Origin of the sequence: Nocardiopsis alba (genome assembly GCF_000710955.1) — a bacterium.
In the GTDB taxonomy this organism is placed as follows: Bacteria; Actinomycetota; Actinomycetes; order Streptosporangiales; family Streptosporangiaceae; genus Nocardiopsis; species Nocardiopsis alba.
In genome coordinates, this window is the sequence record NZ_BAZE01000001.1 from 52481 (window position 1) to 66007 (window position 13527).

At 70.9% G+C, this 13527-nt stretch carries 13 protein-coding genes; 3 read left to right on the plus strand and 10 right to left on the minus strand.

Going from position 1 to position 13527, the window contains the following annotated elements; all coding sequences use genetic code 11:
• Window positions 1-38: 38 nt before the first annotated feature.
• The 4 genes from TR33_RS00225 to TR33_RS00240 all read right to left on the minus strand — a co-directional run bounded on the left by TR33_RS00225 (window position 39) and on the right by TR33_RS00240 (window position 4542).
• Window positions 39-458, minus strand: a complete 420-nt coding sequence (locus tag TR33_RS00225; protein WP_042280771.1) for an ABATE domain-containing protein — start codon at window positions 456-458, stop codon at window positions 39-41.
• Window positions 459-561: 103 nt separating this feature from the next.
• Window positions 562-1518: a hypothetical protein gene (locus TR33_RS00230; protein ID WP_036567846.1), complete on the minus strand. Its 957-nt coding sequence runs from the start codon at window positions 1516-1518 to the stop codon at window positions 562-564.
• Window positions 1519-1609: 91 nt separating this feature from the next.
• On the minus strand, window positions 1610-3721 hold the full coding sequence (locus TR33_RS00235; protein WP_042280772.1) for a HelD family protein: 2112 nt from the start codon (window positions 3719-3721) through the stop codon (window positions 1610-1612).
• The gene (locus TR33_RS00240; protein ID WP_017533870.1) at window positions 3718-4542 is read right to left on the minus strand and encodes a helix-turn-helix domain-containing protein; all 825 of its coding nucleotides are present in this window, start codon (window positions 4540-4542) and stop codon (window positions 3718-3720) included. The genes TR33_RS00235 and TR33_RS00240 overlap by 4 nt, the downstream gene beginning before the upstream one ends.
• 229 nt (window positions 4543-4771) lie before the next feature.
• Here TR33_RS00240 and TR33_RS00245 point away from each other — a divergent pair, with 229 nt between their 5' ends.
• A complete protein-coding gene (locus TR33_RS00245) occupies window positions 4772-5311 on the plus strand; it encodes a nitroreductase family deazaflavin-dependent oxidoreductase (RefSeq protein ID WP_014913560.1) in 540 nt (179 codons plus the stop codon).
• Window positions 5312-5375: 64 nt separating this feature from the next.
• On the opposite strand, the gene mshC is transcribed toward TR33_RS00245, so the two are convergent.
• The 4 genes from mshC to TR33_RS00265 all read right to left on the minus strand — a co-directional run bounded on the left by mshC (window position 5376) and on the right by TR33_RS00265 (window position 8655).
• Window positions 5376-6602: a cysteine--1-D-myo-inosityl 2-amino-2-deoxy-alpha-D-glucopyranoside ligase gene (mshC, locus tag TR33_RS00250; protein ID WP_014910624.1), complete on the minus strand. Its 1227-nt coding sequence runs from the start codon at window positions 6600-6602 to the stop codon at window positions 5376-5378.
• Window positions 6603-6706: 104 nt separating this feature from the next.
• Window positions 6707-6868: a hypothetical protein gene (locus tag TR33_RS26805; protein WP_014911312.1), complete on the minus strand. Its 162-nt coding sequence runs from the start codon at window positions 6866-6868 to the stop codon at window positions 6707-6709.
• A gap of 206 nt (window positions 6869-7074) precedes the next feature.
• A complete protein-coding gene (locus TR33_RS00260; RefSeq protein WP_014911932.1) occupies window positions 7075-7389 on the minus strand; it encodes a hypothetical protein in 315 nt (104 codons plus the stop codon).
• A gap of 471 nt (window positions 7390-7860) precedes the next feature.
• A complete protein-coding gene (locus TR33_RS00265) occupies window positions 7861-8655 on the minus strand; it encodes an NRDE family protein (protein ID WP_014912165.1) in 795 nt (264 codons plus the stop codon).
• A 277-nt stretch (window positions 8656-8932) separates the two neighbouring features.
• Here TR33_RS00265 and TR33_RS00270 point away from each other — a divergent pair, with 277 nt between their 5' ends.
• Together TR33_RS00270 and TR33_RS00275 are read left to right on the plus strand one after the other, a co-directional pair.
• Window positions 8933-11452, plus strand: coding sequence for an HAD-IC family P-type ATPase (locus TR33_RS00270; RefSeq protein WP_042280777.1), 2520 nt, complete (start codon window positions 8933-8935; stop codon window positions 11450-11452).
• A 200-nt stretch (window positions 11453-11652) separates the two neighbouring features.
• On the plus strand, window positions 11653-12225 hold the full coding sequence (locus TR33_RS00275) for an NUDIX domain-containing protein (protein ID WP_014913028.1): 573 nt from the start codon (window positions 11653-11655) through the stop codon (window positions 12223-12225).
• Window positions 12226-12394: 169 nt separating this feature from the next.
• On the opposite strand, the gene TR33_RS00280 is transcribed toward TR33_RS00275, so the two are convergent.
• On the minus strand, window positions 12395-12721 hold the full coding sequence (locus TR33_RS00280) for a nuclear transport factor 2 family protein (protein WP_014912763.1): 327 nt from the start codon (window positions 12719-12721) through the stop codon (window positions 12395-12397).
• A 199-nt stretch (window positions 12722-12920) separates the two neighbouring features.
• Window positions 12921-13508: an FxsA family protein gene (locus tag TR33_RS00285; RefSeq protein WP_014912352.1), complete on the minus strand. Its 588-nt coding sequence runs from the start codon at window positions 13506-13508 to the stop codon at window positions 12921-12923.
• Window positions 13509-13527 lie beyond the last annotated feature (19 nt).

Below are 13527 nucleotides of genomic sequence, written 5' to 3' on the forward strand. Positions count from 1 at the left end.
GGCCCCCGGGAACCGGGAACCACCGTGGGGCGAGGAGGTCACCGACGCATACGGCACCACTCGCCGGTGGCCAGGACGGCGGCCCAGGCTCCGGCGATACGCGCCAGGCCGCGACGGACCTCGTCGACGACGGCGGGGGCCAGCGGCGATTCGGCCTGCTCGGTCGGTTCCAGGCGGACGGTGACGCGCAGGCCGTCCAGCACCTTCTGGGCACGCCCCAGGACCTCGGGGTCGGGGGTGTCGGAGGCGTCGAGGAACGCCCGGATGCCGTCACGCAGGGTGATGGCCTCGTCCAGGTCGGCGAGGGTGATCGGGATGGCCCCTTCGGTGACCAGGCGGTGGTCGCGCAGGAACCGGGCCAGGTCGGCCCGGTCGGTGAGGCGTCCGCCGGTGGAGACGAAGTCCGCGATGAGCTCTGCCGCGGCGCTGGGCCGGGTGGGGGTACTGGTCGTGGTCATGCGCGCCATCCCATCACGAAGAACCGACCATCGGTGGCGTTTCCACGAGACCGTGGCCAAAGGTGGTCACAAAGGCATCGGGGAATCGGACATCCGTGGATCTTCACCCCGGGGCCCCCGTTCCGGCCCCGACCGACGGGTCCGGAACGGCCCGTGTCGCGTTCGAGGACGCGGCCAGGGCCTCGACCAGGACGTCGCGTCCCCCGAGCGCGAAGAGGCTCGGCGGTGTCGTGAACCAGGCCTCCACGGCGTCGGGATCGGTCAGGGCGGAGCGCAGTTCGGCGAGGGCCGCCGGGTCGTTCCGCAGGGCCGGTGCCAGGGCGGCACAGACCCGGACGACCGGATCGGCGTGGGAGAGGAACTCGGTGGTGTCCTCGCCGATGTCCCCCAGCGCCAGGACGATCACCGCTCCCTCGTCACGGCACTCGGCCAGGTCGGCGGCGCCGGACAGGTCCGGCGTCCCGGCGCCCAGACGGCAGAGCGCGGCCGCCGCCTCCACCGCGCGGATCCGCGTCGACCGGTCGGGGTGGGTCAAGAACGGACGGACCGCGTCGGCGAGGGCCGGCGCGGCGGCGCGCATGTCGGCGAGCCCGTCGAGCATGAGCCGCTCCACCACGGGCTCGTCCCAGGCGGCGATCGCCTCCTCCTCGTCCTCCGAGCGCATCATGGCGATCACACGGTCGCGTTCCGTCTCGGGGACCGGGGCGGGCGCGGGGGTGCCCGTGTCGTGGTCGATCAGGGAGGCGAGCGCGGCTCCGGCGAGGAACTCCAGGAGCACCACCCTTCCGGTGATCGGCCCCGACACCCGCTCCTCCACCACCGTGTCCAGGGCGGAGAGGCCCAGCCCTCCGGCGAGGAACAGCGCCGCCGGGGCCGTCGCCGGATACACGGTCCCCTGATGGAGGACGGCGCCGTAGAGGTGGTCCAAGGCCCCGCCGAAGGCTACCGCGTCTCCCGAGAGCACGGCGGCCAGCGCCCCCGGAAGGTCGGCCGCGCACCCGTATGCGTGGAAGGTACGGTCCCAGTCGCTGTTCCGGAGTGTGTCCGGTCCTGTGTCCATACGCCGGATCATGGCACCCTCCACCGACGGTCCACGGATGCGGCGTCCACTCTCGGAGCCGCCCATGCCGGCGCCCACGCCGTTCGGCCCCTCAGGGCTCCACGGTCGTCTCGTCCCCGGGCAGGTGCGGGCTCGGCCGTCCGCTGTGGGTCAGGGTGAGTCGGTGCAACGCACGGGTGCAGGCGATGTACAGCAACGAGCGGTCGGCCTCGGCTCCGTACTCCCGCTCCGACGCCCGGGCCACGATCACCTCGTCGAACTCCAGCCCCTTGGCGAGACCGACCGGCAGGACCGTGACGTCGTTTCCGAGGACCCCCCGCGAGTCCGCCGTCGCCAGGACGACCCCCTCCAGCCTCTCCGAGAGTTCCCCGTGCAGTTCCCTCGCACCCGCCCGCGACCTGGTCACGATCGCGAGCCGACCGGGGTCGCCCTCGTCGCCGGAACCGTCGGGGGCTCCGGTGGAGCGGAAGCGGTCGATCTCGGCGGCGATCCGGTCGACCTCCTCGACCGGGGTGTCGAAGCCGAGGCCCCTCGGCCGGTCGCCGTGGCGATCGATGGTCGTGACGGCGGTGCCGCGGATCGCCGAGGCGAACCGTGCGATCTCGACCGTGGACCGGTAGCCGCGGGTCAGCTCCATCACCCGCGCGCCCTCGAACAGCCCGCCGAGCCGTTCCAGGGTGTAGTCCTCGGTGTTGCCCAGCGCCTGCGCCACGTCGCCGAGGATCGTCATGTCATGGCGGAAGATCCGTCTCAGCACCGCGTACTGGGTCGGTGAGTGGTCCTGCATCTCGTCGATCACGAGGTGCAGGACGTCCTGGTCCGTCTCCCACCCACCGAACCTTCCGGCCACGAAGAGGAAGGGGTAGACGTCCTCCCATTCCAGGAGGCCCGGCCCCGGCGCCCGGAACACCGTCGGGGCGTCCTCTCTTCGGAACAGTCCTCGGTACAGCGCACGCGCGCTCTTCACGGTCAGCATGGCGGTGAGCCGCTTCCCGACCTCGCCGACCTTCGGAGTGGAGGAGAAGAGCGGGCTCTCCGACCGGGCCCTCTGGCAGAGGTGCTCGGCCATCACCCGCAGACGTTCCGCGACCCCCAGGGCGGACAGCCGGTCGAAGTGGGCGCGCAGTTCCTCGGCGTCGATACGCAGGTCCCCGAGCCGTAGTTCCCGGGGGACGAAACAGTCCTGGATCGCTTCGTCCAAGGCCCGTTCCAGCCAGTGGTGGAAGGCCAGGGTCGATTTGGCCCGTGCGCGCTCACGCGCCGCCGCTCCGCCGGGACCGAGCGGCTCCACCGGATCGATCGGATCGGTGAACCCCAGACGGTGCCGTTCCAGCCTGCCCCGGGCCACGGCGGCCAGGTCGAGCGCGACCACCGCCTCCTCGCCCAGTTCGGGCAGCACGTCGGAGACGTACTCGGCGAAGAGCCCGTTGGGCGAGATGATGGCGATGTTCTCCGCCTTGAGCCGCCCGCGCCGACGGAACAGCAGGTAGGCGATGCGGTGCAGGGCGATGGAGGTCTTCCCGGAACCGGCGACCCCTTGGATGATGAGCGTGCCGTCCGACTCGTTACGGATGATGGCGTTCTGCTCGCGCTGGATGGTGGCGATGATCGAACGCATGTGGGCGCTGCTCGTGCGCCCGATCTCCTCCAGCAGGATCTCGTCACGGATGGCCTCGGCGGTGTCCAAGACGAACCGCAGCCTCCCGTTCTCGACCTTGAACTGACGCTTTCGCTCGATCGTCCCGCCGATCGTCCCCGAGGGCGCTTCGTAGGAGGCCCGTCCGGGTTCGCGTTCGTAGAACATTCCGCCGAGCGGGGTGCGCCAGTCCACCACCGCCGTCCCCTCGGCGCTCTGGAGCCCCTGGCGTCCGATGTAGTGGGCCTCGGCGGCGGACGCACCGTCCGGGGCGAAGTCGAGGCGGGCGAAGTAGGGGGAGCCGCGCATCGTCTCGAGGCGCTCGCGCAGACGCATGGCGTGCGCGCCCCTGGCATCGATATCACGCAGGATGAGCTCGTTCTGGTACATCTCGGCGGGGTCGATCTCACCCCTGTTGTCCGACATATAGGACTTCACGTCGTTGTAGTCGGTGTCGTGGCCGTCGAGCGCCCCGGTCAGCGCCTCGATCCTGCTCTCCAGGAGCTCCAGAGTCCGGGCGAGGTGCGCGGCCTCCTCTTCGTGGACGTCGGGGAAGACGGAAGTCACAGCGGCCCTCCAGAGGGATCGAGTTCGAGTAGTTGCGTGGGGTGGCCGAACTCCGTTCGCAGCGAAGCGGGGCCGAACCCGAGGGAGAGCAGGGCCCGACGGTGGCCGAGATCGGCCTTGTCCCCCTCCCGGAAGGTGGTGACGGACAGGCGCCGGTGATGCCGTCGGGCCCTGTCCACCAGCGCTCGCACCACCGAGGAACCTCGGGCCAGCGGGTGGACGGCGAGGTACTCGATGTGACCGTTCCCGGGATCGACGATCATCGCCGCCGCCGGATGTCCGTCGACGTGGGCGAGAAGGACCCGACACGAGTCGAGAAGCAGGTTCAAGGCCTCCGTGTGCTGCTCGGGCACGAGCACCGGAAGCATGTCCACCGAGGCGTGGGACAGCGGAAGGAGTCGGCCGACGTCGACCCGATCGGTGATCTCGAAACCGTCCGTGGCCCGACCGATCCCCCATTCGGACTCGGCGAAGTGGTAGGGCGACAGAAGCGGGAAGAACGGCCGTGTGCGCCGCCAGAGGGCCGGGGACAGTCCGTAACCCGCCGTGAAGGCGTTGGTGAAGGACTGCTGGTTGCGGAACCCATGGCTCGTCGCGATGTCGATGACCGGTTCCGAGGTCAGGGACAGCTCCCGTGCCGCCTCGGTCAGCCGTCTCCGATGGACGTAGGCGTGCGGGGTCAGGCCGAAGGCGGCGCGAAAGGAGCGGTGCAGGTGGTAGGGCGAGTACCCGGTGTGCTCGGCGATGCGCTCCAGCCGTAGGTCGGAGTGGAGGGAGCGTTCGACGAAGTCGACCGTCGCGGCGAAATCGATCGACTGCATGCTCCCCCCTGGTGATAGGCCGACCGATCTCGGTGTTCTCGGCGCGTCCGAGGCTACTCTCGGGCCGATCCGACCCGTTTGCGCGATCTTGCGCCCTTCCCCCGTCCCTTGCGGTGGACGGCCCGCTCGGAAGGACGTTCTGGAATGGCGTGGCGTGCGCCTCTTCGGGACGGTCCGTGCTTACACTCATGCCGCCCGGACCCGCTCCCACCAGCGAAGGGACCATCCCATGACGTTCTCCAGGCCACCGGACACCCCCCTCGAACGCGCCCTGTACCGCGCGCCGATCTGGATCTACCGGCTGGGGCTGGGCTCGCTGTTGGGACGCCGGTTCGTGCTGCTCACCCATAGGGGACGCAACAGCGGCGAGGCCCGCCAGGCGGTGCTGGAGGTGGTGGGGCGCAACGACGCGACCGGGGCGATCCTGGTCGCCTCCGGGTACGGAGGACGCTCCCAGTGGTTCCGTAACATCCGTCGAGAGCCGAAGGTGCTCTTCCAGACGGGCCGCCACCGGCATAGGGGGACGGCCGAGTTGCTGCCGCCTGAGGAGTCGAGCGCGGCGTTGGCGCACTACGCGCGGCGCCACCCCGGATCCGCGCGGGGGCTGCTTCGGGCGCTGGGGCACGGGGACGATCCGTCCTCGCGACTCCTTGAAGAGCTGGGGGCCGACCCCGAGAACGGGATCCCGATCGTACGTCTGTCACCGTCCGTGCCGCCCCGGCCGAACGATCTTCTGGGCGAGGCCCCGGCCGACGTCGTACCGCGGTGACGGAGAGGATCCGCGCCCGCCCCAGAAGAACCGGTCGGGGCGGGCGCGGAAGCGTGTCCGACGATCAGGGGAGTTCGACGCCGAGCAGAGTGGCGACGGTCGTGCGCGCCAGGGCCGGGGCCCCGGTGTCGCCACCGCCCTCGGTCAGGGCGAGGTCGACCCAGCGGTCCACCGCGGCCAGGGCGGCCGGAGAGTCCAGGTCCTCGGCGAGGGCGGCGCGCACCTCGGCCAGCAGGGGCGCCGCGTCGGGCGCGGACCCCAGGGCGAAGGCGGCACGCCAGCGTCCGGCCCGCTCGACGGCGGTGGACAGCTCGGCGTCGGTCCACTCCCAGGCGGCGCGGTAGTGATGGGTGAGCATGGCCAGGCGGATCACGCCCGGCTCCACCCCCTCGGCCCGCAGCTTGGAGACGAACACGAGGTTGCCCAGGGACTTGGACATCTTCTCGCCGTTCAGACCGACCATGCCCACGTGCAGGTGGTTGTGGGCGTTGGGTCGACCGGTGACGCAGCGGGCCTCGGCGGCGCCCATCTCGTGGTGCGGGAAGATCAGGTCGTTGCCGCCGCCGTTGAGGTCGAACTCCGGGCCGAGACGGTCCAGGGCGATGGCGCTGCACTCGATGTGCCAGCCGGGCCGGCCTCGGCCGAGGGGGCTGTCCCAGGCGGGCTCGCCGGGGCGTTCGGCGCGCCAGAGCAGCCAGTCGAGGGGGTCCTTCTTGCCGGGACGGTCGGGGTCGCCGCCGCGCTGACCGAACAGCGTCAGCATCTCCTCGCGGTCGAGGTGCCCGATCTCGCCGAAGCGGGACGCCTCGGCCACGGAGAAGTACAGGTCGCCGTCGACGTCGTAGGCGGCACCGCTCTCCTTGATCCGCAGGGCCAGCTCGCTGATGAGGTCGACCGACTCCACCACACCGACGAAGGAGGTCGGCGGGATGATCGACAGGGCCGCCATGTCCTCACGGAAGACGTCGATCTCCCGGTGGGCCAGGTCCCGCCAGTCGACCCCGGTCGCCTCGGCCCGCTCCAGGAGGGGGTCGTCGATGTCGGTGGTGTTCTGGACGTAGTCGACGTCGTGACCGGCGTCGCGCCACACCCGGTTGACCAGGTCGAAGGTGAGATAGGTGAAGGCGTGGCCCAGATGCGCGGCGTCGTAGGGGGTGATCCCGCAGGCGTACATTCCGGCGGTGGGACCCGGCGTCGTCGTCCTTATCCGACCCGTGGCGGTGTCGTGGATACGCAGGGGGCCGCCGGTACCCGGCAGGGGGACGATGTCAGGCGCAGACCATGAACGCATGAGGGAAGACTATCCGCACGTGCCCGTGCGGAACGCACCGATATCGGGTGTGGTCCCGGGTGATGATCAACGCAGGTGGAGTGGGAATACCAGGATCCTCCCGGTCACCTGGGCACCGGCGTGATCCTGATCCCTCCGATGAGGAGGGCGCTCAGCAACGCCGTGATCCCGCAGAGCGCCGCGAGGAGCTCGTTCCCCAGACGCCAGTGCAGGAGTGCCCCGCTGAAGGAGACGACGTAGAGCAGCCAGTACGCTCCGGTCTCCATACGATCGGTCCCTCGGCCCGTCATGGTGCCCCCTGCCGTGTACGCGCGGGTCTCACGCGTCTTCGACGACGGAAGAGTCGTCTCTCTGGGAGACGTCGCGTTCACGCAGAGGGTTTACGCGTCACGGCCGGCGTGACCCGATCAACAGTCCCGGGGCCGTCGCACCCTGGATGAACAGGGACGACACCCCGGAACCGGCACACCCCCTAGGGGTGGGCGGCGAGCTGGAGGTCGAGGAGGTCGAGGTCCTCCGCACCGGGGAGACCGGGGTCGTCCATCACCGCGCGCAGACGCCGACGCGTGGGGCCGCTCTGCTCCCTGCGGGTGACGGGCTCGGCGGCCAGACGCCCTCGGCCGGAGCGGATCCCGGTGGGGGTGCGCATGCTCCAAGAGGTGTCGTCGGCTTCCAGAAGCAGGCCGACGGTGCCGTCGTCGTACACCCGGACCCACTGCCCCACCAGGTGGGCGGGGTCGCCCATCGGACGCAGGGCGGGGGTGGCGGCGGAGCGGGCGCTCATCATGGCGTGTTCCTCGGAAGGGTCTCGTGGTCTTCGGACTGTTGTCTCAGATGAGACGCTCCCGCACGGCGCCTATGACGCGCTTTCGAAAAACTTCCGTCGAAAAATCTCCGAGTCGCCGTGAACCCGGCCGAACCTCGCGACATCCGCGCTCCTCAGGGCGTTCCGGACGTTCGGCCGTCGATGGGTCGTGACCGGTGACCGTACCCGTACGGCTTCTCCGTAACCCGGGATCCGGTCCCCCGTTGGCCGTCCGACATCGGCCCGCCGACCCCTCGCGTGCGCTTCGGAGGCCATGATGGGGGGATGAACGACACCTTCGCCCCCGGAGACGACACGCGTTTCCGATCCAACGCCCTCATCTCGATCGTCGCCTTCGTCGGCGTGACCCTCTTGGGAGCCCTGGCCTTCCTCCTCCTGTTCTGATCGCCCCCGGGGAGGGCCGCGACGGCCCTCCCCTCCCATGGGGCGGGTTCAGACCTCGATCGTCCGCCAGGCCTTCGGATCCGCGGGGTCGGCGGTGAAGGCGTAGCTCAGGAAGTCCCGCCCCAGCGCCAGCAACGTGACCGATCCCGTCGACCACACCTGACCGCCCCCCAGGTCGGCGTGGGCGATGAGGGCGGAGGGGTCCCCCTCGGTGAGCCCCACACCGGGCGAGCGCGGTGTCTCGTGCGCGGCCCGGGTGATCAGCCCCGGCCACTCCCCCCAGATCTCCTCGACCGTTCGGGGCCCGTCTCCGGCGTCCGGCTCCGGGTCGGGCCGGGTCCGTGCGAACTCCGGGGTGTGCCGGACCGCTCGAGGATCGGCCGGATCCAGACCGGTGTTGACGATGGTGGTCACCCCTCGAGGCAGGGAACGGACGTCCAGGCACCGCCCGTCCCAGCTGTACAGGGTGGCCCGGTGGGCGTCGGCGTCCAGCAGGTGGAAGGGCGCGTACCGGGTCGGGTCCTCTCCGGCCAACGGGTCTCGGTTCCCCCGTCCCAGCGCGTGCAACGGCAGATCTCCCCGACTCGCCGGATAGGCGCCCTCCCAAGGCATCCGACCGTCCCAGGGCCAGCCGTTGAGCAGTGCCGCCACCCGAGGCCGCTCCGGGTCCACGGCCAGCCAGGTGCCCCCGGCCAGACGATCACGGCCTCCCACCAGTGTGGGTCGCTCCGGCCAGTGGCGGGCCGGACCGTCCCAGGGTCGCGAACGCATCTCGTCGCGTAACGCGGCCACGACCAGGGGTGTGGCGGCCTCGGGATCGAAACCGACGATGACGGTGCACATGATGCCCCTCCGGGGGTCGTGGGTCCCCTCTCGGACGTTCGGGGCCCTGTGGTGGTGGTTCCCTCGGGCCGGGGGTGGTGCACACCCCCGTGCCATCTGGGGGGACGACCCTACGGAACTTCGGGTGTCGTCTCCAGTCCGCCCCGGTCGGTGCTCTTCTAGGCTGAAGGCTCTCTACTCTTGTTCTCGTCGACACAGGGGCCCGTGTGACGGCACACACCTCGTGAGAACCGTTCCGGCCCCGCTCTCGCCCTCTCCGTTCGATCAGGAGTCACGCGTGCCCGAAGAAGCAGACCGGACCGACCGTGGTCGGGCCTCCTCGACGACGGATCGGAGGCCGATCACCGGGGCCCCGCCGGAGCCCGGACTCTCCGGGCCCGAGGTCGCCGAGCGGGTCGCCGCGGGCAGGACCAACGACGTTCCGGTCCGTGCGAGCCGCAGCGTCGCCCAGATCATCCGAGGGAACATCTTCACCCGGATCAACGCGATGATCGCCGTACTGTTCGCGATCATCGCGGTGATCGGCCCGGTGCAGGACGGCCTCTTCGCGATGGTCATCGTGATCAACACCCTGATCGGGATCGTCCAGGAACTACGGGCCAAGCGCACCCTGGACCGGCTCGCGATCGTCAACGCGGCCCGCCCCCGGGTGGTCCGCGACGGGGCCGTGGTCCGGGTGTCCGCCCAGGAGATCGTCCTGGACGAGGTCCTGGACGTCGGCGTCGGCGACCAGGTGGTCGTGGACGGCGTGGTGACCTGGGCCGGCGGGCTGGAGGTCGACGAGTCCCTGTTGACGGGCGAGGCCGACCCCGTGGTCAAGGCGCCGGGCGACACCGTCATGTCGGGCAGTTTCGTGGTGGCGGGCTCGGGGCGTTTCCGGGCCACCAAGGTGGGGCGTCACGCCTACGCGGCCCGTCTGGCCGAGGAGGCGAGCCGGTTCTCCCTGGTCCGTTCGGAGCTGCGTTCGGGGATCGACCGGATCCTGCGATGGATCACCTTCGCCCTGTTCCCGATCGGCGCCCTCCTGATCTACAGCCAGCTCTTCCTGGGCGGTCACGTCGCCTTGGAGCCCGAGACGGCCTCCGGTGGGATCTCCGGACCCTTCGCCGACGCTCTGCGCAGCATGGTGGCGGCGCTGGTGTCGATGATCCCCGAAGGGCTGATCCTGTTGACCAGCATCGCGTTCGCGGTCGGGGTGATCCGGCTGGGACGGCACCGGTGCCTGGTCCAGGAGCTGCCCGCGATCGAGGGCCTGGCCCGTGTGGACGTGGTGTGCACCGACAAGACGGGCACGCTGACCGAGGTCGGTATGAGGCTGACCGAGATCCGCGATCTGGGCGGGGCCTCCGGCTCCAACGGCGTCCCGGTCTCCCCGACCCGTGTACTGGCCGCGCTGGCCGCCACCGACCCGAACCCCAACCCGAGCATGGCCGCGATCGCCGAGGGCTGCGCGGCCCAGGGGCAGGAGGATCCGGGTTGGAAGGCGACCGCGCTGGCGCCGTTCTCCTCCGCCCGCAAATGGAGCGGGGCGAGCCTGCTCGCGCCCGGCGGCGAGGAGCACTGGGTGCTGGGCGCCGCCGACGTCCTGGTCCCCGCGGACTCCCCCGCCGCCCTGGAGGCGGCCCGCCTGGGCGAACAGGGCCTGCGGGTCCTGCTGCTGGCCCGCGGGGACGTACGCGTGGACGAGGCCTCGGCCCCGGGCGCTCTGCGACCGGTGTCGTTGGTGGTCCTGGACCAACGGGTGCGCGAGGACTCCGGTCCGACCCTGGACTACTTCTCCGACCAGGGGGTCGACGTCAAGATCGTGTCGGGCGACCACGCCGCCTCGGTGGGCGCGGTCGGCCGCGGGCTGGGGATGCGCGGGGCGGACCGGCCCGTGGACGCGCGGACCCTCTCCGAGGACCCCGCCACCCTGGCGCGCGAGGTGGAGGAGGGGACGGCCTTCGGCCGGGTGACCCCGGAGCGCAAACGCGACATGGTGCGCGGCCTGCGCGACCGCGGCCACACGGTGGCGATGACCGGTGACGGTGTCAACGACGTCCTGGCCTTGAAGGAGGCCGACATCGGTGTGGCGATGGGCTCGGGCAGCCCGGCCTCGCGCTCGGTGGCGCAGTTGGTGCTGTTGGACGACCGGTTCGCGGTGCTGCCCCGGGTGGTGGCCGAGGGGCGTCGGGTCATCGGCAACATCGAGCGGGTGGCGAGCCTGTTCCTCACCAAGACCGTGTACACGATGACCCTGGCGATCGTCGTGGGTCTGTTGGCGGTCTCCTACCCCTTCTTCCCCCGCCACGCGACACTGATCAACGCGGTGACCTTCGGTATCCCGTCGTTCTTCCTGGCGTTGGCGCCCAACACCGACATCGCCCGGCCGGGGTTCGTCATGCGCACCCTGCGTCTGGCGATCCCCTCCGGCCTGGTGGCGGGTGTGGCGGCGGTGACCACCTACCTGATGGTGCTGGGCGGCCGTACGGTCCCCGACCCCTCGGACCGTACGGCCGTGGTGATCACGCTGTGCGCGACCACTCTGTGGGTGCTGTTGCTGGTGGCCAAGCCGTACGTGTGGTGGAAGGTCGTCCTGGTGGGTTCCATGGTGGGGTTGTTGACCCTGGCGATGGTGACCCCGTGGGGCCGATGGTTCTTCGACCTCGACGTGAGCGATCCGACGAAGCTGCTGACCGGTCTCGCCGTCGCGGGGGTGGCGATCGTCGCGATCACGGTGATCCGCGTGGTGGACGACCGGATGACGGCGCGCTCCTCGGCCGAGGAGGATCGGGTCCGCGCGACCGAGAGGGCCTGACGGCGGGCGGGGACCGACCGAGGGTGGTCGGTCCCCGCCCGCCCCGTCGCGGCTTTCCGGTCCGTCACGATGCCCCGTTCCGGGCCGGTCTCCGAACGAGTTCGGGGATCACCTGTTCCCCGGCCAGCGTGGGAACTGTGCATAGCGCTCGTCCCCCGCGATTCTGGGTGCGCTACGTGGCTGGAATGACTGGAGCGACATTGAGCATCCCGAACACGCATATCCGCGCCGTCCTGGACGGTTATCTGGAGCGTTTCCCCAAAGAGGGGGACGCGGCCGCCCCCCTGATCCGCGCTCTGGGCGGTGAGCCCGCGACGTCCTCCCCCGAGACGCCCCGGGTCGGGCACGTGACCGTCGGGGCGGTGGTGCTGGATCCGTGTTGGCGGGTGCTGATGGTCCGCGACGCGGAGCGGGAGGCGTGGTCCCTTCCGGGCGGTCCTCCCACCGACGCCGACACCGCCCTGCACGAGGCGGCCCGGGCCCGCCTGGAGGAGGCCACCGGTCTGACCCCCGAACAGGACGGATCCGCGTCCGATCCCCTTCCCCTGGACCTGGACGTACGTCCGGTCCCCGGAACGTCGGACACGGAGGAGCCCGAAGGACGGCACTTCACGTTCCTGTACCTGTACCGGGCGACCGCCGCCACGGTGCCCGCCGGTTCCGGGGCCCTCGGTGCCCCGGCCTGGCGCCCGCACACCGACCTCCCCTCGGCCCGGCTGGCGGCGAAGATCGCGCAGGTCCTGGCGACGGCACGCGAGGCCGTCAGAGCCTGATGTCGTCGCTCCGGCACCCTCCCGGAGCCGACGCGGTCGGTCGGGTTCCTCGACACACCCTCGGTCGAGACGGAAGACCCGCGCACCGTGCCCCTGATCGAACCTGATCGAATCGATCGGACACGTCGGTGCCGGGTCCTCGGCCCCTCGATTCCGGGTTCCGGTCGACTCACCCCTCCCGGATGGTCATGCGGGCGATCCGATCCCCGTCGACGGTGAAGGCGAACGAGCTGAGCCCGTTGGCGTATTCGGAACGCCAGTCGCCGATCACGGTCACCCCGTCGTCGGTGATCTCGACGGAGCGCGGGGTCAACACGCCTCGCGCTCCGATGAACTCCTTGTCGCTCCAGCGCTTGATCGCCTCACGCCCCTGGAACTCCCGCCCCCAGTCGTCGACGACGCCGTCCTCGGTGAAGGCGTCCAAGAACGCCCGTTCGTCGTGCTCGTTGACCCCGGCGACGAACGAGGCCACCGGCTCGGGGATGTTCTCACTCACGATTCGCGTCTCCGTCCCACCGTTCGGGGCCCTGACCGGCCCCTTCGCCATCCTCACATCCGAAGGAGCCGAATCCCGTCAGGACGGGCCGGAGGGTCGGGGCCGGCGCGAGGCGCGGACAAAGAAGGGCCCGCCGCGGAGCGTCTCCGCGACGGGCCCCGGCTCGGCGGGGGCGCGCCGCCCCGCGAAGCCGGTCCGATCAGTTCTTGTCGTTGTCGTCGTCGACGGGCTCGAAGTGGCCCTGGATGACACGTCCACGGTCGGTGGAGGCACCGGGACCGCCCCGCCCGGGGGCTCCCGCGCCGGGCTCCGGGCCGAAGGGACCGCCGGCCGGACCACCGGGACCGAAGGGGCCCTGGCCCGGGATGGTGGCGCCGCGGGCCGCGAACTCCTCGTTCACGCGTTCCTGCATCCTGCGCATCCGGCGGGCGGCCCAACCCGCGAAGACCCAGCGCAGCACGGGCCGGGTGAAGGGGGTGGCCATCAGCAGGCCCAGGGCCGCCGTGATGAACCCGGGAACGACCAACAGGATGCCGCCGGCCATGAGCATCAGGGGGTCCAGCAGGCCCTTGCGCGGCTGTTCGCCGGTGCGCATGGCCTCGTCGGCCTCCTTGACCACCTCGCGGAAGGCGTGTCCCGTGTGGCGGAGCACCGCGAAGCCCAGGATCATCAGCGAGACCAGGGCCGCCAGGGTCCAGGGGACGCCGATCCGACCGGCGACGACGATCATCAGCCAGACTTCCAGGAACGGCAGTGCCATCAGCGCCAGTACCGTCAGCAGCGGCATCGCTCAACCATCCTCAGAG

What these genes read in the sequence shown, in the direction of transcription:
- TR33_RS00225 (WP_042280771.1), bottom strand. Translation starts at nt 458, where the DNA reads ATGACCACGACCAGTACCCCCACCCGGCCCAGCGCCGCGGCAGAGCTC.
- TR33_RS00230 (WP_036567846.1), bottom strand. Translation starts at nt 1,518, where the DNA reads ATGGACACAGGACCGGACACACTCCGGAACAGCGACTGGGACCGTACC.
- TR33_RS00240 (WP_017533870.1), bottom strand. Translation starts at nt 4,542, where the DNA reads ATGCAGTCGATCGATTTCGCCGCGACGGTCGACTTCGTCGAACGCTCC.
- TR33_RS00245 (WP_014913560.1), top strand. Translation starts at nt 4,772, where the DNA reads ATGACGTTCTCCAGGCCACCGGACACCCCCCTCGAACGCGCCCTGTAC.
- mshC (WP_014910624.1), bottom strand. Translation starts at nt 6,602, where the DNA reads ATGCGTTCATGGTCTGCGCCTGACATCGTCCCCCTGCCGGGTACCGGC.
- TR33_RS26805 (WP_014911312.1), bottom strand. Translation starts at nt 6,868, where the DNA reads ATGGAGACCGGAGCGTACTGGCTGCTCTACGTCGTCTCCTTCAGCGGG.
- TR33_RS00260 (WP_014911932.1), bottom strand. Translation starts at nt 7,389, where the DNA reads ATGATGAGCGCCCGCTCCGCCGCCACCCCCGCCCTGCGTCCGATGGGC.
- TR33_RS00265 (WP_014912165.1), bottom strand. Translation starts at nt 8,655, where the DNA reads ATGTGCACCGTCATCGTCGGTTTCGATCCCGAGGCCGCCACACCCCTG.
- TR33_RS00285 (WP_014912352.1), bottom strand. Translation starts at nt 13,508, where the DNA reads ATGCCGCTGCTGACGGTACTGGCGCTGATGGCACTGCCGTTCCTGGAA.